Here is a 17,871-nt window from a genome sequence, read left to right as displayed (position 1 = left end):
CAACGAGTAATGTAGTGAGTCAGGGTCCGTCCCGGTGCGGTGCCTCGGCACCGCACCGGGACGGACCCACATCAGCCATCATTTCGCGAACCGAGATTCGGATCGCCGATCCCTCAACGAGGAAACATCATGACTGAACCATTCTCCGCTCGCCTCAAGAGCAGCACCGCCACGATCCACGACGAGGTTGAGCACACCAATTTCATGGTCGACCTCATGGAAGGTCGGCTGAATGCTGACGCCTATGCGCTTCTGCTCAAGCAGTACGAGGTCATCTACGACGCTCTCGAGCAGAAGTCGCGCGAATTCGCTACCGATCCGATCTTCGTGCCCTTCCACAATGCGGGCCTGTGCCGTTACGACCGCATTCTCGCCGATCTGCGCGAGCTCGGCGGCGGCGCCCTGCCCGTGACCCGCAGCGCCGAGGCCTATGCGGCGCATTTGTCCGGCCTCACACGGCCCGAACAGGTCATCGCCCACCATTACACCCGCTACCTCGGGGATCTCTCCGGCGGTCAGGCCATCGGTGCCCTCATGGGTCGCCACTACGGTCTGCCCGCTTCGGCCCTGACCATCTGGGACTTCACCGAGATCGGCAAGACCAAGCCGTACAAGGACGACTACCGTCTCCGACTCAATGAGATCGCCGGCACCGGCGGTGACGAGCAGATCGTCATCGACGAGACGATGACCGCGTTCAAGCTCAACGGCGAACTCCTCGCCGAGCTGACCGCGACCACGGAACGGCCAACGGCAACCGTCGCCTGACTGGCTCCGTCGCTCAGCCGTCCCTGACGCCTGATCCGCAGCGACCTCTGACCCTCGGCGCAGCCCGACCCGCAGCGCCGGCGAAGAGAACTTCAGCGGCCGAGATGCTTCATGCATCTCGGCCGCTTCGCTGTCTTCCGCTTCTCTGTCTTCCGTTCCTGCGTCTTCGTCTGTGTGCGCGCGATCCTCGGCTACAGCCGCGCCCTCATGAGCACGGCATCGGCACCCGGATAGTAGTCGGGACGTCTCCCCCACTCTTCGAAACCGTGCGAGGTGTAGAGCGCCCTGGCGGATGCGTTGCGTTCGTCGACCTCGAGGTGGACCACCTCGGCGCCCTGGATCCTCGCCCAGTCGAGGCCGGTGTCCAGGAGGGCGCGGCCGATGCCCTGCCCCCGCGCTGCCTCGGTGGTGGCGATCGTCATCAGGTCGGCCTCTCCCCCGGCGCACGACATCACGACCCACCCGGCCAGGGCCACATCTGCCGTCGAGCCTGAACCCGCCGAGGTGGTTCCGGCCTTGAACATGGCCGTTCCGTTCTGCGCCATGACCGCCCAGTAATAGCCGAGGGTCCAGGCGGTGGGGCCGAAGATCCGTGCGTCGTGCTCGGCGATCTCCGTCAGATCCCACCAGTGGAGTTCGTCGATCGTCATGGTCGTGTTCATGAGCGCTTCCGGTTCATCTCAGCGAGCTCTGCCGGGTCGGGCTCGCCTTCGCATCGGGCTCACGCAGGTATTCGGGGACCGGGTCGGGCAGTTCACGCCCGGCCGCGAGCTCTCGGGCAGCCGCGAAGGCGAGATGTTCGGCTCGGGGGTCGAGAATCGCCTGCTCAGTTCCGGTGCCGAGCTCGTCCGGATAGAGCAGAATGCCCCGCCCGAAGCGATCGGTGATGGTGGTCGGTGAGTATCCGTGGTCGGCGAGCACCGCGGCGACCTCGGCGGGTTTGGCGACGAAGGGGCCCGCGACCAGGGATGCATCGGAGACCTCGTAGACACTGAAGTAGACCTCTTTGCGCCTGGCGTCGGAGGCGATGAGCACCGGTCGTGCCGGGGCCGCGTTCCGGACTGCGACGCTCTGATCGGCGGCTTCCGCGGTCTCCCTCCGCCGCAACTCCTCGGCGATCGCGGCCTGAGAGAGGAGACCGGACACCGGGATCCGGCGAGCCTGCCCGACAGCGATGCCCGCGGCGATGCCGACGCGCAGGCCGGTGAAGGGGCCGGGACCGATTCCGGTGACGACGAGTTCGGGACTCGGGCCTGCGGAGAGCACGGATGCCAATGCAGGACCGATGAACTCGAGGTGTCGGCGCTGATCATCGGCGTGCTCGGCGGCGAGCACATCACCCGATGCGGAGTCTACGAGGGCCACTGAAGCCGACTGCGAAGTATCGATGCCGAGGATGATCATGCTCTGTCCTTGTCAGTGTCTGGGCCAGTGTCGGTGCCGCCGGTCCGGTCGGCGTTCGCCTCGAGCTCGAAGAGCTCCGCGAGACTCGCACCCAGTCGGGCCAGTCTTTCGTCCCAACCGGAGCCGTGACCGAGGATGTCGATGCTCCGCCGTTCGTCGTCAAGTTCCGGATCGTCCGCGAGGTCTGCATCGCCATCGAGGTCTGCATCGTCCTCAAGTTCCCGATCGTCCACGTGATTCGAGGCATCAGCGAAGTCCACCGCGCCCTCCGCCCAGGCCGGAGTGATCGTCAGCTGCAGATAGTCCGTGCTCAGCTGTTCGGCGAGACCGGCACCCCATTCGACGACGGTGATCGACTCCTCGAGCTCCGAATCGAGATCGAGATCGCCGAGCTCCTCCGCATCGGAGAGCCGGTAGGCGTCGACATGGACGAGCGCCGGTCCACCGCTGAGAGAGGGATGCTCCCGGGCGATGATGAATGTCGGCGAGGTGATCCGCCCGGCGACGCCCAATGCCCGACCCAACGACTGGGTGAACGTCGTCTTCCCGGCACCGAGGTTGCCGGTGAGGATGAGCAGGTCACCGGCCTGCAGATGCCCGGCGAGCGCCTCGGCGAAGGTGCGCATCTGTCGCAGGGATCCGACGTGGAGTCTCATCGGCCGACCTCGTCCCCGACGCGACCGACCTCGACTTGTCCAGCTTCGACCCGGTCGACCCGAGCGCTGATGCGAGTGACGATCTCGTAGTTGATGGTGTCCGCCCACGCGCCCCATTCGGCGGCGCTGGGACCGTCGGGGCCGAAGATCACGACTTCATCGCCGATCGCCGCCTCGGCGCCTCCGATGTCGACGATCATCTGGTCCATGGCCACCCGACCGACGACGGGATGCCTGCGGCCGCGGATGGCCACCTCGGCGCGGTTCGAGGCCGAACGGGGAATGCCGTCACCGTATCCCCCGGGCACGAGCGCGAACCGGGTGTCCGCCTCGGCGGTGAACGTCAGCCCGTAAGAGGCCCCGTGACCTGGAGGGATGTCTTTGAGATTGATGACGGAGGAGACCAGCCGCATGACCGGCCGGAGACCGAGCGCCTCAGCATCCCCATCGTCGAGAGGCGAGAGACCGTACAGCGAGAGCCCCACCCTGGCCGAAGTCCCGGGGCAGGGCCCCAAGGTCAGGGCCGCCGGTGAGTTCGCGATGTGCACATCGAGCCCAGAAGACGCCCCGAGGCGACCCTCCGCACCGTCGAGAACGGCGGTGAGCTCCCGGTGGGCGGTGTCGAAGACCGCAGTCTGGGCGGCGGTCTCCGGGCGTTCGGGTTCATCGGCGACGGCGAAATGGCTCATGATGCCCACGACGGTCAGGGGCGGCGGGTTCACGTCCCTGGTCTCGTCCGCCAGCGCCTGCAAGCGGGTGAGAGCGAGAGCGAAATCGGTGGGAATGAGGCCGTTGCGCCCCAGTCCGGTGTCGATCTTGAAGTGGATGCGGGCCGTGGTGCCGGTGCGTTCGGCCGCGGCCTGCAGCCGGTCGAGGGCGTCGATCGTCGAGACGCCCAGCTCGATACCGGCCAGCAGAGCCGCGTCGAGGGCGGTGGTGGGCCCGTAGAGCCAAGCGAGGATGGTCGCCTCGGCCCCGAGGATCTCCCGCAGCTCGAGGGCTTCGGCGATGGTGGCCACGCAGAACTCGCGGTGGCCGGCGGCGAAGAGCGCGGGGGCGATGATGTCGACGCCGTGTCCGTAGGCGTTGGCTTTGACCACGCATTTGAGGCGGGCCGGCGCGAGACGTTCGGCAAGCAGTGCGGCATTGGCCTGCAGCGCGACCACGTCGATCTCGGCACGGACGAGCGCCGCGGGTGTCTGGGTAGATGTCACCGGTCCAGAATACCGTCCGCGGGTCCCGGCCGGTCGCGCCGGTCACCTCCGTGGATGAGCTCGGCGACCACCTCGGCGACGGCATCGGCGAGCTGCCCGGCGTTGATCGCCCGGCGTCCAGCGGAGTTGTGGATGAGCACGCCGAGTCCCGCGATGTGCGCCCAGTCCCTGGCCGAGAGGACCTGTTCGTCGGCGGACTGCCGTCCCTGCGCACCGATGACGGCCGCGAGTCCCCCAAGGATGCCGGCGAGCACATCCCCGGACCCGGCGGTGGCGAGGCTCGCCGGACCAGGTGCGGGGAGGACGCAGTAGCCGTCGGGGGCGGCGATGACCGTACGGTGGCCCTTGAGGAGCACGATCATTCCGGTCACCCGAGCCGCCTCGCGTGCCCAGCCGACAGGATCGGCGGTGATTCGGGTCGAGGTGATGATCTCGCCGAGGAGGCGGCTGAGCAGTCTGGCCAGCTCGCCGGCGTGCGGGGTGAGGAGGACCGGGCGCCCCGCCAGCCAGGTGCCCTGCATGGATTCGACGCGGGCGATCATGTCGAGGGCTCCGGCGTCGAGGACGACCGGGATCGTCGTCTCCGCCAGGGCATCGACGGCGGCTTGGACGTATTCGGATTCCGGGTCGCCCGGTCCCATGACGATCGAGTCGACCCGACCCGAGGCGTTGACCACCTCGGCGTGGATGCCGATGATCGGCTCCGCGACCAGTTCGGAACCGAGGTATCGGACCATCCCGACCCCGCAATTCACCGCCGAGGTGGTCGTGAGCACCCCCGCCCCGGGGTAGTCCTCGGAGCCGGCGAGGACCCCGGCGACACCGCGGGAGTATTTGTATCCGTCCTGCTCAGGGCGGGGATATTCGGCCCGGAGATCAGCGACGTCGAGCAACTCCGCGGCGGCGAGGTCCGGGTCGAGGTCGAGGCCGATGTCGATGACATGGATCGAACCGGTGAACTCGGCGACCCGCGGATCGATGAGTTCGGCCTTGAGGCCGCCGAAGGTCACGGTGTGATCGGCGTGGATTCGCCGGTCCGCTCCTTCGGGTTCCGGGTCGAGATCGGAGGGGGTGTCGACGGAGATGACGAGGGGCCGGGATTCGGCCCGGGTCTGGGCACCGGTCTCGGCCTCCGACCCGGTGTCGGCCCCGGGCTGGGACGCCGACTCTGTCTCGGCCTCACGCCATTCGCGGATCAGCTCGGCGAGGTCGTCGGGCAGTCCGCGCCGACCTCCGGTGCCCAGAATCCCGTCGAGGACGAGATCGGCACGAGCCAGTTCGCGGAGGATCTCGGCACTGGCGGAAGGGGTATCCGCGGTGTGGTCGATCACCTCGGCGCCGGCTCGGCGTGCCGCGGCCAGCCCGTCGACGTGGGTGCGGTCGAACAGGGTGATGACGGTGACCCGCACCCCGCGTCGACGCAGCGCGGCGGCCGCGAAGAGAGCGTCCCCGGCGTTGTTGCCGGGACCGGCGAGCACGCACACCCTGGCCCCGGCGATGAGCCCGCGCCTGTCGCGAAGCTGCTCGAGACAGACGTTCGCGAGCGCTCGAGCCGCGCGGGCCATGAGCGGGATGCCCTGCTCCAGGAGGGGGCCTTCGGCATCACGGATGATGGCGCTGGGGTAGGCGAATACTGTCATCGGCTGGTCCTTCTCACTGCTCGTCACTCACACCGGCTCAACCCTGCCGGCCTACTGTTCGGCCAGCTGTGCGAGCTTGCGTCCGGCCAGGTGAGCGAGGAACAGGGCGTGGTCGGCCAGGCCTTCGTCGCTGTGGCGGGCGCGCGGGGAATGGTTGGCTTCGCGTTCTTCGACGGGCAGATTGGGCAGGGCCACACCGAAGTGGCCGTAGGCGCCTGGCACCTCGTTAAGGACGCGGGAGAAGTCTTCGGAACCGGGCAGCGGGTTGGGTCGCACCTGTGCACGTTCGGGACCGAAGAGCTCGGCGAAGGTGTCGAGGAAGAAGTCCGCCTCGGCGTCGTCGTTGATCGTCGGCGGCAGGATGGCCTCATAGTCGACCTCGGCGTCGAGCCCGTGCGCGGCGACGAGTTCGGTGACCAGCTGCGGCAGTTCCGCCTCGGCGCGGGCGGTGACGGTCTCGGAGAAGGTGCGGACCGAGACGACCAGCTCGGCGAAGTCGGGGATGACGTTCGGGGCGGTGCCGCCGTTGAATTGGCCGACGGTGATGACCAGCGGGTCGAAGATGTCGAAGCGCCTGGTCACGTACTCCTGCAGCTGCCCGACGAGCATGGCACCGACCTGGATCGGGTCCCGTCCGGTGGCCGGGCGGGAGGCGTGAGTGCCCTTGCCGCGGACGCTGATGGTCATCTTGGCGAAGGCGGCCATATAGGAGCCCCGGCGGCTGGTGGCCACGCCGAGGTCCTGGTCGGCGGAGACGTGGAGGCCGTAGGCGGCCTTGACCCGGGGTCCGGCGGCGTCGAGGACGCCCTCGGCGATCATCTTCCCGGCCCCGTCGTAGCCTTCTTCGCCGGGCTGGAACATGAACACGACGTCCCCGGGCAGGGAGTCCCGGTCACGGTGGAGGAGCTTGAGCGCTCCGACCAGACCGGCCGTGTGCAGGTCGTGGCCGCAGGCGTGCATCCGCCCAGAGGTGGCCGCGAAGTCGAAGCCGGTCGCCTCGGTGACGGGCAGTCCGTCCATGTCCCCGCGCAGCAGCACGGCGGGCACGACTCCGGTCGAATCCAGTGTCCGAGCGCCCCCGCGGAGGACGACGGTGAGAGAGGAGAGTCCGTTGCCCTTCGTCACTTCGATGTCCAGGCCTTCGATCGCATCATACACGAGCTTCTGCGTGGCCGGCAGGTCGAGGCCGACCTCGACGTTCTCATGCAGGCCCCGGCGCAGGGTGACCAGTCCGGGGGCGATGTCCGCGGCGTCCTCGGCGGTGGGCAGGTGGATGTCCGGCGATGTGGCGGTGGTCGTGTCGGTGGTGGAAAGAGAGCTCATGGTCCGAGTCTAAGACCGACCTCGCCGAGGTGGGGCCCGGGTCCGGACACCGGGACCTCCCGCGGTGCCCTGAGTTCGGCTCTCACCTCGGGTAGAGCGTGTGCCCGAAGTGCTCCGTATCGCCCTCGACGCTGGGGCTCAGCGACGGACCTTCGCCTTCGACGATGACGAAGGTCATCGTCAGGTTCGCATCGTGGGTGATCGAGAGGTGGATGTTCGTCGCCCCGATGCGGTGGAAGTGCTCGAGCACGAGCCCGCGCAGCCGGAAGCTCGGCGCACCGGATCGGGCGGGAACCACCTCGGCGGACTGCCAGGGCAGCCAGCCGGGGAAGTCGATCGCCTTCTTCAGCGCCTCCTTCGCGGAGAACCGCGCCGCCAAGGAGGCATCCGTACGGCGCTTCCCGTTGCGTTTGAGCTGCTCGGCAGGGGTGAGCAGACGGTCGAGGAGTTCCGGCACCCGCTCGATGTGCTCGGCGAAACGCGGCACATCGGCGATGTCGGTGCCGATCCCCAGAATGGCCATCGCGACCCCTACTCGACGGTGACGGACTTCGCGAGATTGCGCGGCTGGTCGACGTCGAGGCCTTTGGCCGTGGCGAGTTCCATGGCGAAGATCTGCAGCGGAACCGTCGTCAGCAGCGGCGCCATGAGCGTCGTGGTCTCGGGAACGTAGATGACCTCCGAGGCGAACTCGCGGACTTCCTCATCCCCCTCCTCGGCGATGACCACGGTGTTCGCACCGCGGGCCCGGACCTCCTGGATGTTGGAGATGACCTTGGCGTGTAGGGAATCGCGGCCGCGCTTGGAGGGCACGACGATGATGACGAGCTGACCGTCGTCGATGAGCGCGATCGGACCGTGCTTGAGCTCACCGGCGGCGAAGCCCTCGGCGTGGATGTAGGCGAGCTCCTTGAGCTTGAGGGCACCCTCCATCGCCACCGGGTAGCCGACGTGGCGGCCGAGGAACAGCACCGAGTCGACGTCCTGGCTGCGGCGGGCCAGAGCCAGGACCTGCTCCTTGCCCTCGTCGAGGACGCGCTGGACCTTCTCCGGAATCGACTGGAGCTCGGAGAGGATCACGCCGATCTCGTCACGGAACTTGTTCCCGCGCAGCTGCGCGAGGTAGAGCCCGAGGAGATAGCAGGCGACGACCTGGGACAGGAACGCCTTGGTCGAGGCCACGGCGATCTCCGGACCGGCGTGGGTGTAGAGGGCGGCATCGGATTCGCGGGGAATCGTCGAGCCGAAGGTGTTGCAGATGGCGATGACCTTCGCCCCCTGCTGGCGGGCGTGACGCACGGCCATGATCGTGTCCATGGTCTCCCCCGACTGGGAGATCGCGACGACGAGGGTCTTCTCGGTCACGACCGGGTCGCGGTAGCGGAATTCGTGGGCGAGTTCGACCTCGGTGGGGATCCGGCACCAGTGCTCGATCGCGTACTTCGCGACCTGACCGGCGTAGGCGGCGGTGCCGCAGGCGATGACGACGATCTTGTCGATGGACTTGAGCACGGCCTCGTCGATGTGCATCTCGTCCAGTGTCAGTCGGCCCTCGGTGTCGAGGCGGCCGAGCAGGGTGTCGGCGACGGCCTGCGGCTGGTCGTGGATCTCCTTGTCCATGAAGGAGGCGAAGCCGCCCTTCTCCGCGGCGGCGGTGTCCCAGTCGACCTCGAACCTCTCGCCCTCGACCTCAGTGCCCTCGAGATCCGTGATGACCACGGAATCGGGGGTGATGGTGACGACTTCGTCCTGACCGATCTCGACAGCGGTGCGGGTGTAGTCGATGAAGGCGGCGACGTCGGAGCCGAGGAAGTTCTCGCCCTCGCCGAGGCCGATGACCAGCGGGGAGTTGCGGCGTGCGGCCACCACCTGCCCGGGAGCGTCGGCGTGGACAGCGAGCAGGGTGAAGGCGCCTTCGAGCTGAGCGGCGGTGGCGCGCATCGCCGCGGTCAGGTCACCGGTGGCGCGGTAGTTCTTGGCCAGCTGGGCGGCGGCAACCTCGGTGTCGGTTTCGGAGAGGAATTCGACGCCCTCGGCGACGAGGTCCTTCTTCAGGTGCGCGAAGTTCTCGATGATGCCGTTGTGGATCAGCGCCAGCTTGCCGCCATCGGCCAGGTGTGGGTGCGCATTGACGTCGGTGGGTCCGCCGTGGGTGGCCCACCGGGTGTGGCCGATGCCGGTCTGCGCGGCGGGCAGCGGGTTCGCCTCGATCTCCTCGGTCAGGGCCGAGAACTTTCCGGCCTTCTTCGCCGAGGCGAGTTCACCGTCATCGGTGACGAGCGCGACCCCGGCCGAGTCATAGCCGCGATATTCGAGCCTCTTGAGCCCGCCGAGCACGACGTCGAGCGCCGTGTGATCGGCACCGGAGACGGGTGCCTTGGATACATAGCCAACGATTCCACACATGAGTCGAATTCTACGCAATCGAGTCAATTCCGACCGCATCGCCACGACCGCGGTAGTCCCACCGTGACCGAAGCCACGCGCGAGCGCGCGCCCGCGGGCCCACCCGTACGCGCCCGGGGCACCACCTCGGCGGGTCGAGAGGACCTCGGCGGTTTGCCTTGGCCCGTCCCGGTGAGACGTCGATGCCACCTCGACGGGTCGCCGACTCGACATCCGTGCACTGCCCGGCCCCACCTCGGCGAATCCGAGACCATGACGCATGACACAATTGAGCCCATGAGTCATGTCGACCCCCAACTTGATCGTGCGCGACGCCTCGCCGGGCTCAACACCGGACGTCGCAGCGAGTCCGAACCGACCTCCCCGTTCTGGGAGTTCGATCGCGAGGTCTGGGGGACGCTCGCCCAGGCCACTCCCCTGCCGCTGAAGCAGCGCGACATCGAGCGTCTGCGCGGTCTCGGTGACCGGATCAACCTCGACGAGGTGGCCCAGGTGTACCTGCCCCTGTCCCGCCTGCTCAACCTCTACGTCTCCGCCCGCCGGGCCAAGCACGACCTGACCCGGGAGTTCTTCTCCCCCCTCCACGAACGCGGGCTCGAACCGCAGGAGGCCAAGCGCACGCCCTTCGTCATCGGTGTGGCCGGGTCCGTGGCCGTGGGCAAATCGACGACCGCGCGCGTGCTCCGCGAGCTCCTCGCCCGCTGGCCCGACACCCCGCGAGTCGAGCTGATCACCACCGACGGCTTCCTCTACCCCAATGCCGAACTCGAACGGCGCCGCCTCGTCGGGCGGAAGGGATTCCCCGAATCCTACGACCGGCGGAAGCTGCTGAAGTTCATCTCCGCGATCAAGGCCGGCGCCCCCGAGGTGCGCGCCCCCGTGTACTCCCACCACACCTATGACATCGTCCCCGGCGCCGAGGTGGTCGTCCGGTCCCCCGATGTCCTCATCGTCGAAGGGCTCAACGTCCTCCAGCCCGCCCGACCGCGCAGCGATGGCACCCTGGGGCTGTCGATCAGCGACTACTTCGACTTCTCCGTCTATGTCGATGCGAGGTCGAAGGACATCCGCGAGTGGTACATCTCCCGGTTCCTCAAACTCAAGGAAGGGGCCTTCCAGGACCCCGACTCCTACTTCCACCGGTATTCGAAGCTCAGCGACGAGGAGGCGGTGACCCTGTCCACGGAGATCTGGGACTCGATCAACTTCCCGAACCTGCGGGAGAACGTCCAGCCCAGCCGCGGCCGTGCGGACCTCGTGCTCCACAAGTCCGCGGATCACACGATCCGCAAGGTCCAGCTGCGGAAGCTGTGAGCCTGCCGATGCCCCAGTCCTTCCTCGCCCAGGCCCGCAAGGTCGATGAGGCCACACCCGAATCCCGCAGCCGTGAGGTCGACTTCCTCCGAGCCGCCGCGATCACCGTCGTCGTGCTCGGACATTGGACGATCATCGCCGTCAGCGCCGCCGGCGGCATCGAACCGCACGGGCTCCTCGATGAGGCCCGGTGGACGCACCCGCTGACCTGGGTGTTCCAGGTGATGCCGATCTTCTTCCTCGTCGGCGGCTACTCCAACGCCCTGTCGTGGCGCTCGGCCAGGCGCAAGCAGCTCGGCTATGCTCAGTGGCTGCGCACGCGTCTGCGTCGGCTGGGTCTGCCGCTCATCCCGCTGCTTCTGACCTGGCTGGTCACCTGCGTCATCGCCCTGGCCGCCGGTGCCGCGCCGTCCGCGGTGCAGCTCGCCACGCAGATGGCCCTGGTCCCGACCTGGTTCCTCGCCGCCTATCTGCTCGTCGTCATCGTCGCTCCCGGCTGCCTGGTGCTGTGGGAGAAGTGGGGCTGGTGGTCGATCGTGGTCGGCATCGGAGTGGCCGGTGCCATCGATGCTCTGAGCATTCTCACCGAGAGTCCGCTTTTGGGCTATCCGAACTACCTGCTCGTGTGGGCGAGCTTCCACCAGTTCGGCTATGCCTGGCTCGACGGACGCCTGACGAGTCTGCGACGCTGCCTGCTGCTCTTCGCCATCGGGGCGCTCGGGCTGGGGCTGCTCGTCGGCTTCGGACCCTATCCGGTGTCGATGATCACCGCGGGCACGGATGCGATCTCGAACTCGAGTCCGACCCGGGTGACCATGGCGTTCCTCGGGATGGCGCAGGCCGGCATCGTGCTCATGCTGCAGCGGCCGCTCGCCCGGCTGCTGCGATGGCCCGCCCTGTGGCTGCTCACCGTCATGGTCAACCAGCGGATCATGACCTGGTTCCTCTGGCATCTCACCGCCCTGACCCTGCTCGCCCATGTGCTCATCGGTCTCGGAGCCGATGCGCTCCTGCCGACTCCGCTGAGCGGAGTGTGGTGGCTGACCCGGCCGCTGTGGGCGCTCGTGCTGCTGGCGATCACCGGGGTGCTCGTGCTCATCTTCGGGCGGTTCGAGTCCCCCGCTGCCGATGACCGAGCGGCACCGCCGGTGTGGATGCCGATCGCGGCCTCGGCGACGATCTGCGCGGGCCTGGCCGTGATGGCCGATGTCGGCATGGTCGGCGCGAACGGCGTCACCTGGATCTGGCCCCTGCTGCCCCTGATCGGAATGCTCGTCTTCGGAGTAGTCCGACCGCCTCGGCGCAAGGCGGCTTCCGGGTCTGGTTCGGCGATGAGCTGAGCTGAGCTCGGCGATGGGCTGAGCTCCATCAACTCCGCGCTCCATCAACTCCGCGCTCGAAACAGTCGTCACTGGTGACGACTGTTTCGAGCTTCGCGTTGCATGACGGCCGAGGGAAGTCGCCGCGGCGTTGATGTTCCGCTTTCGCGTTGATCGAGCATCCTCGGGGCAGCGCCGCGGCGAGATCACCGACGCCGTTCAGCCCTGCCCGACCCGACTCGGAGCAGCCCTGCCCGGAGCGAGCCGACCCAGCCCGAACCTGAACGGCCGTGAGCTGCCGGGCCGCCTCGCACGTGAGCCCCGGGCCTCAGCTCGCTGAGAACTGGGTGGCGTAGAGCTCGGCGTAGCGTCCGCCCCGTGCGACGAGCTCCTCATGGGTGCCCGATTCGACGATGCGGCCGGCCTCGACGACGAGGATCGCATCGGCCTGCCGGATCGTCGAGAGTCGGTGCGCGATGACCAGGGCCGTGCGCCCGCTCATCGCCTGCGCCAGTGCCTGTTGGATGGCGGCTTCGTTCGTCGAGTCCAGCGCCGAGGTGGCCTCGTCGAGTACCACGATCTCCGGGGCGGCCAACAGCATCCTGGCGATCGTCAGTCGCTGGCGCTCTCCCCCGGAGAGGCGGTAGCCGCGCTCCCCGACGACCGTGTCGAGTCCATCGGGAAGGCCTGCGATGACATCATGCAGCCGGGCCCGCTCGAGCGCATCGATCATCTGCGCATCGGTGGCCTCAGGCTTCGCCAGCGCCAGGTTCGCGCGGATGGACTCGTGGAAGACGTGCCCGTCCTGAGTGACTACTCCGACGTTCTTCCGGAGAGTCTCGAAGCTGAGGTCCCTGACGTCGACTCCGCCGATCGTGATCGACCCCGAGCTGACGTCATAGAGTCTGGGCAGCAGCGAGGCGATCGTCGATTTGCCGGCTCCGGATGACCCGACGAGGGCGACCGTCTGCCCGGCGGGAATCGTGAAGTCGAGCGAATGCAGGACCTCGTCCCCTCCCCTCGAATCGAGGACCGAGACGTCCTCGAGGCTCGCGAGGCTGACCTGCTCGGCGCTCGGGTACGCGAAGTCGACACTTGTGAACTTCACGTCGAGTCCGCCTCGGGGCAGGGCCTTCGGCGTCTTCGGCTCCTTGATCAGGGGCACGAGGTCGAGAATCTCGAACACGCGTTGGAAGCTGACGACGGCGCTCATGATGTCCAGGCGCGCATTGGCCAGCATCGTCAGCGGGGTGTAGAGACGGGTGAGCAGCAGAGCCAGGGTGACGACCTGGCCGGCGTTGAGGTGGCCGAGCACCGCTTGGGCACCGCCAATGCCGTAGACCAGCGCGAGGGCCAGGGCCGACACCAGTGTCAGTGAGGAGACGAAGGTCGACTGCAGCATCGCAACCTTGACGCCGATGTCGCGGACCTGGGCCGCCCGATCCGAGAACTCATCGTTCTCCGTCTTCGGGTTGCCGAAGAGTTTGACCAGCGTCGCGCCTCCTGCGGAGAACCTCTCCGTCATCCGCGTCGACATGTTTGCACTGTTGTCGGCGGCTTGGAACTGGAGGGAGGCGAGCTTGCCGCTGAGCATCTTCGTGGGGATGATGAACAGCGGCAGCAGCAGGATCGACATGACGGTGACCTGCCAGGAGATGGTGACCATCACTCCTACGGTCAGGACCAGGGAGACGAAGTTCGACACGATGCCCGAGAGCGTGTTGGAGAAGGCCCGCTGGGCGCCGATAACATCCGTGTTGAGACGAGAGACCAGCGCACCGGTGCGGGTTCGGTTGAAGAAGGCGATCGGCATCGACTGCACGTGGTCGTAGACCGCGGTGCGCAGGTCGAAGATGAGTCCCTCCCCGATCTGAGAGGACAGGTACCGGTTGGAGATGCTGATCCCGGCATCGGCGATCGCCAGCGCCCCGATCGCCACGGCCAGCCACACGACGGTGGCGACAGGTCCGCCGCCGGTGATGGCGTTGACCACGTCACCGGCGAGCACCGGGTTGAGCACACCGATTCCGGCCGAGCCGACCGAGAGGGTGAGGAAGACAGCGAGCTTCTTCTTGTGTCTGGATGCGTATGAGGCGATCCGGCGGTAGGTTCCCGGCTGGATCGCTGTCTGTGGAGTCTTCTGACTGGTCACCGAGGTGCGCATCACTCTATGGGCTGCTTGCAGACTCATGGTCGGCCTCTTTCTGCTGCCCGGTCCACCTCTGCCGCGCAGGGATCACTGTTGCGGGGTGCCGGGCGAAGGCGCATCGCCTCCTGTGGGAGATTCAAACTGTGCACTCAGTGCAACTGTTTGGCTGGCGTTTCTATTTCCTCCGCCTCGGTGACGGTGATGACGTTCGTGCGAGCTCGTGTTCCTGCGTGCCGGCGATCTGCGCTCAGACTCACCGCTTCGCCCGTTGCGCGACAGCTGCCCTGATGCGCAGAAAGAGATCGGCCCGAAAAAGGTCCGCCCAGGTGAGGCGGAAGACCATATAGCCCAGATTGCGGAGAAGGTATTCGCGCTTCCGTTCGAGCTCGAACGCGTCCTTCGGATCGGTTCCCTCCAGATAGTACTTTCCTGCGCCGTCGAATTCCGCGATCACCCGAGCTCCCTCATTCGCGAAATCGGTCCGTGCGACGAAGTTGCCGTTCTCGTCACGTATCTCGACCTGCGGTTCGAATCCTGGAACGGAGTACTCGAGGAAGCACACGGCGCTGATCGACTCGGCCACGGATTCGCGCCGCCCGTCGACAGTATCGAGCACTCTTCGAACCCGTGCGCCGCGTGTCCTGATCGCACGACCGGAACAGAACTCCTCCAATTCGTCTACCGTTATGAGAGATCGACGAATCGCCGTGTCCACGACGGCAACGGCGAATGCCAGCGGACTGTCGAGCGCGAGGTCGAAGAGAGTCCTCAGCAGCGAGGTGACGCGGATGCTCTCGACCTCGGTCACTTCGTCGTCACCAAGCGACCTCTTTCTGATGTGGATGGCTCGCCGTCGCACGCCACATCCCGGATGCATCACCTCGACGCGAAGGGCTTCGCCGTTCTCGAAGTAGGGAATCGGCAGACCGTGGACGATCAGCGCACTGCGGTGGGAGAACGTAGCGCCGGGCGGCAGATCGCCGACATACGACCTCACGAGAATCCGTAGGTCTTCGCCTCGCTTGCGCATTCCAGACGATTCTCTCGGAAGGTCTGTCGTCGGTGCCGCGGCGACCCTCGACACGAAGCGATGCGCTGGATCCTCACAGACTTTCGTGACGACGTAGACACCTCGGCGGACTCTGCGCAGACAGCACCGCCCGGCCAGATTCACCTGATACGAACTCAGTCCGGCGGCCCTGAGTTCGGCGGAAGTCAGGCATGTGAACATGCGCCAAGCATGCTCGTTGGAGGCGACCCTCGGCAAGGGTGAGAAACGGGGCTGTGGAAAAGTGGCCACTTCAGGTCACAGGCCGCGCGGATGCGCTTCGTGTCGAGCCGCGAAGGCGCCGAACCTAGCCGAGAAGCAACGCAAAAGTTGAGAATCAACACGCCGTCGAAGAGTTCGTCGCTCAGTCAGCACAAATCTCGAAAAAGTCGTCACTGGTGACGACTTTTTCGAGCTTCGCATTGATCGAGCGCTGCGGGCGCCTCGCAAGGGTTGCAGAGCCGAGCGCTGTGGCCGTCTCGAGTGGGAACGGGCAACCGCGCCGGGTCTACGAACCCGAACGGCGGACCACCCCGCGGACCCTACAGCGCGAGGTGCTCCTTGACGGTGGCGGCGAGGCGTTCGGCCTGGGCCTGGGCGGCGTCCTCGGTCTCGGCCTCGACCATCACGCGGATGAGCGGTTCGGTTCCCGAGGCCCGCAGCAGCACGCGACCGGAGCCAGCGAGCTCGGTCTCGACCGCGGTGACCTCGGCGGCCACCTCGGGGTGGGAGACGTTGTTCTTGTCGACGCCTTTGACGTTGACCAGGGCCTGCGGCAGCTGCGGGATCTCGGCGGCGAGATCGGCCAGGGTCCGCTTCGCATCGGCCATCCGCTTCATCAGGTGCAGCGCGGTCTGCACTCCGTCGCCGGTGCTCCCATGGTCGAGCATGAGCACATGCCCCGACTGCTCCCCACCGAGGACATAGCCGTCGGCGAGCATCCGCTCGAGCACGTACCGGTCACCGACCGAGGTCTGCACGGTCTCAATCGAGTACCGGTCCATGGCCTGCTTGAGCCCGATGTTCGACATCACCGTGGTCACAAGGGTGTTGCCTTTGAGCTCCCCGAGCTCCTTGAGCCCGATCGCGAGGATCCCCATCAGCTGGTCACCGTTGATCACGCGACCCAGGGAGTCCACGGCCAAGCAGCGGTCGGCATCGCCGTCGAAGGCCACACCGAGGTCGGACTGCGTCTCGACGACAAGGCGCTGCAGGGGTTCGAGGTGGGTCGAACCGACCCCGTCGTTGATGTTGAAGCCATCGGGTTCGGCGGCGGAGACGATGACTTCGGCCCCGGCCTGACGCAGTGCGGCCGGACCGACGATCGAGGCCGCGCCGTGGGCGCAGTCGACGACGACCTTGAGACCCGAGAGCGGACGGGTTCCCTCAGCATCGAGGGAATGCACAAGCTGCTCGGTGTATTCGTCGGCGGCCGCCGGGTATCGGGCGATCCGACCGACAGCGGCGCCGGTGGGTCGTTCCCAGTCCTCATCGAGGACGCCCAGGATCTCATCCTCGACGGCATCGTCGAGCTTGGTGCCCCCGGCTGCGAAGAACTTGATGCCATTGTCCGGCATCGGGTTGTGGGAGGCGGAGATGACGACACCGAAGGCCGCCCCGGTGTCCTTGACGACGCTGGCGATGCCGGGGGTCGGGAGCATTCCCGCATCGAGGACATCGACACCCGCCGAGGCGATCCCTGCACTGATCGCGGCCGAGAGGAACTCGCCGGAGACTCGGGTGTCACGACCGACGACGGCGAAGGGCCGCTTCTCGCCGGACCAATTGCGGCTGAGCACCCGAGAGCCCGCTACCGAGAGCTGGAGTGCGAGTTTCGCGGAGATGTCGCGGTTAGCCAGTCCGCGCACGCCGTCAGTGCCGAAGAGTCGAGACATGGGAGTCCTTTCGTCGATCTCGGGTCGATATTAGTCGATGCCGACGCCGAGGCCGTGGAGATTGAGGATGAATGCGCGAAATGCGGCCCCGAAATCGTATCGGGGCCGCACTGCGGTGTTCATCGGGCGCAGCTGTCGATGACTGCGACTCAGCGGCAGACCAGCCGCAGTCGGTCGGGCAGCGAAATCAGCGCTTCGAGAACTGAGGTGCCTTGCGGGCCTTCTTGAGACCGGCCTTCTTGCGCTCGGGGACGCGGGCGTCGCGGCGCAGGTAGCCTGCCTTCTTCAGCTCGGCGCGGTTGGATTCCGCATCGATCTGATTGAGCGAACGAGCGATACCCAGTCGGACGGCACCGGCCTGGCCGGAAGGTCCGCCGCCGGAGATGCGCACGACGACGTCGAAACGTCCTTCGAGGTCCAGCAGGGTGAAGGGCTCGTTGACGAGCTGCTGGTGCAGCTTGTTCGGGAAGTACTCTTCGAGAGTGCGTCCGTTGATGGTCCACTCGCCGGAGCCCGGGATCAGGCGGACGCGAGCAATTGCCTGCTTGCGACGGCCGACTCCGTTGCCGGGAGCGGTCAGCGACTGTCCGCGTCCACCAGCGGTGGCTTCGCCGAGGCCGGCGGAGGCGGGAGTCTCTGAGGTGTATTCGGTTGCGATGGGTTCGTCGACAGTCTCTGTCGCGGTGGTGGTTTCTTCAGCCACGGTTCTCCTCGGTATGTCTTGAGCTAGGGAAG

General features: G+C 66.9%; 15 protein-coding genes. 3 read left to right on the top strand and 12 right to left on the bottom strand.

Annotated elements, in window-relative coordinates; all coding sequences use genetic code 11:
* Positions 1-129 precede the first annotated feature (129 nt).
* Entirely contained in the window at positions 130-768 is a 639-nt protein-coding gene (locus tag ACH82I_RS15800; RefSeq protein WP_413333991.1) for a heme oxygenase (biliverdin-producing), read from the top strand.
* A 191-nt stretch (positions 769-959) separates the two neighbouring features.
* On the opposite strand, the gene ACH82I_RS15795 is transcribed toward ACH82I_RS15800, so the two are convergent.
* From ACH82I_RS15795 to glmS, 8 genes are all read right to left on the bottom strand, one after another.
* On the bottom strand, positions 960-1,430 hold the full coding sequence (locus tag ACH82I_RS15795; RefSeq protein ID WP_413333989.1) for a GNAT family N-acetyltransferase: 471 nt from the start codon (positions 1,428-1,430) through the stop codon (positions 960-962).
* 13 nt (positions 1,431-1,443) lie between these two features.
* Positions 1,444-2,172, bottom strand: coding sequence for a tRNA (adenosine(37)-N6)-threonylcarbamoyltransferase complex dimerization subunit type 1 TsaB (gene tsaB, locus ACH82I_RS15790; protein WP_413333987.1), 729 nt, complete (start codon positions 2,170-2,172; stop codon positions 1,444-1,446).
* Complete coding sequence (gene tsaE, locus ACH82I_RS15785) at positions 2,169-2,828, bottom strand: tRNA (adenosine(37)-N6)-threonylcarbamoyltransferase complex ATPase subunit type 1 TsaE (protein WP_413333985.1); 660 nt, start codon at positions 2,826-2,828, stop codon at positions 2,169-2,171. Before tsaE ends, tsaB begins: the two co-directional genes overlap by 4 nt.
* Entirely contained in the window at positions 2,825-4,042 is a 1,218-nt protein-coding gene (gene alr / locus ACH82I_RS15780) for an alanine racemase (protein WP_413333983.1), read from the bottom strand. Before alr ends, tsaE begins: the two co-directional genes overlap by 4 nt.
* A complete protein-coding gene (locus ACH82I_RS15775; RefSeq protein ID WP_413333981.1) occupies positions 4,039-5,682 on the bottom strand; it encodes a bifunctional ADP-dependent NAD(P)H-hydrate dehydratase/NAD(P)H-hydrate epimerase in 1,644 nt (547 codons plus the stop codon). The genes alr and ACH82I_RS15775 overlap by 4 nt, the downstream gene beginning before the upstream one ends.
* Before the next feature lie 51 nt (positions 5,683-5,733).
* Positions 5,734-7,005, bottom strand: a complete 1,272-nt coding sequence (locus tag ACH82I_RS15770) for a M20 metallopeptidase family protein (RefSeq protein WP_413333979.1) — start codon at positions 7,003-7,005, stop codon at positions 5,734-5,736.
* 82 nt (positions 7,006-7,087) lie between these two features.
* Positions 7,088-7,528, bottom strand: a complete 441-nt coding sequence (locus ACH82I_RS15765; RefSeq protein ID WP_413333977.1) for a holo-ACP synthase — start codon at positions 7,526-7,528, stop codon at positions 7,088-7,090.
* An 8-nt stretch (positions 7,529-7,536) separates the two neighbouring features.
* On the bottom strand, positions 7,537-9,411 hold the full coding sequence (gene glmS / locus ACH82I_RS15760; RefSeq protein ID WP_413333975.1) for a glutamine--fructose-6-phosphate transaminase (isomerizing): 1,875 nt from the start codon (positions 9,409-9,411) through the stop codon (positions 7,537-7,539).
* A 276-nt stretch (positions 9,412-9,687) separates the two neighbouring features.
* Between glmS and coaA the strand changes: the two genes are divergently transcribed.
* Complete coding sequence (gene coaA, locus ACH82I_RS15755) at positions 9,688-10,725, top strand: type I pantothenate kinase (RefSeq protein ID WP_413333973.1); 1,038 nt, start codon at positions 9,688-9,690, stop codon at positions 10,723-10,725.
* An 8-nt stretch (positions 10,726-10,733) separates the two neighbouring features.
* Entirely contained in the window at positions 10,734-12,065 is a 1,332-nt protein-coding gene (locus ACH82I_RS15750; RefSeq protein ID WP_413333972.1) for an acyltransferase family protein, read from the top strand.
* Positions 12,066-12,372: 307 nt separating this feature from the next.
* Here ACH82I_RS15750 and ACH82I_RS15745 read toward each other — a convergent pair whose 3' ends face one another.
* From ACH82I_RS15745 to rpsI, 4 genes are all read right to left on the bottom strand, one after another.
* Entirely contained in the window at positions 12,373-14,235 is a 1,863-nt protein-coding gene (locus ACH82I_RS15745; protein ID WP_413333970.1) for an ABC transporter ATP-binding protein, read from the bottom strand.
* A gap of 211 nt (positions 14,236-14,446) precedes the next feature.
* Entirely contained in the window at positions 14,447-15,190 is a 744-nt protein-coding gene (locus ACH82I_RS15740) for a hypothetical protein (protein WP_413333968.1), read from the bottom strand.
* Between the two features lie 593 nt (positions 15,191-15,783).
* Positions 15,784-17,136: a phosphoglucosamine mutase gene (gene glmM / locus ACH82I_RS15735; RefSeq protein WP_413333967.1), complete on the bottom strand. Its 1,353-nt coding sequence runs from the start codon at positions 17,134-17,136 to the stop codon at positions 15,784-15,786.
* Between the two features lie 187 nt (positions 17,137-17,323).
* Positions 17,324-17,839 carry a 30S ribosomal protein S9 gene (gene rpsI / locus ACH82I_RS15730; protein ID WP_230744798.1) on the bottom strand — a complete coding sequence of 172 codons (516 nt, stop codon included), beginning with the start codon at positions 17,837-17,839 and terminating at the stop codon, positions 17,324-17,326.
* Positions 17,840-17,871: the final 32 nt, after the last annotated feature.

Origin of the sequence: Brevibacterium sp. GP-SGM9, from assembly GCF_047300845.1 — a bacterium.
Classification (GTDB): domain Bacteria; phylum Actinomycetota; class Actinomycetes; order Actinomycetales; family Brevibacteriaceae; genus Brevibacterium.
The sequence above is the reverse complement of the archived record's forward strand: the minus strand, read 5'-3'. Positions and strand labels throughout refer to the sequence as shown.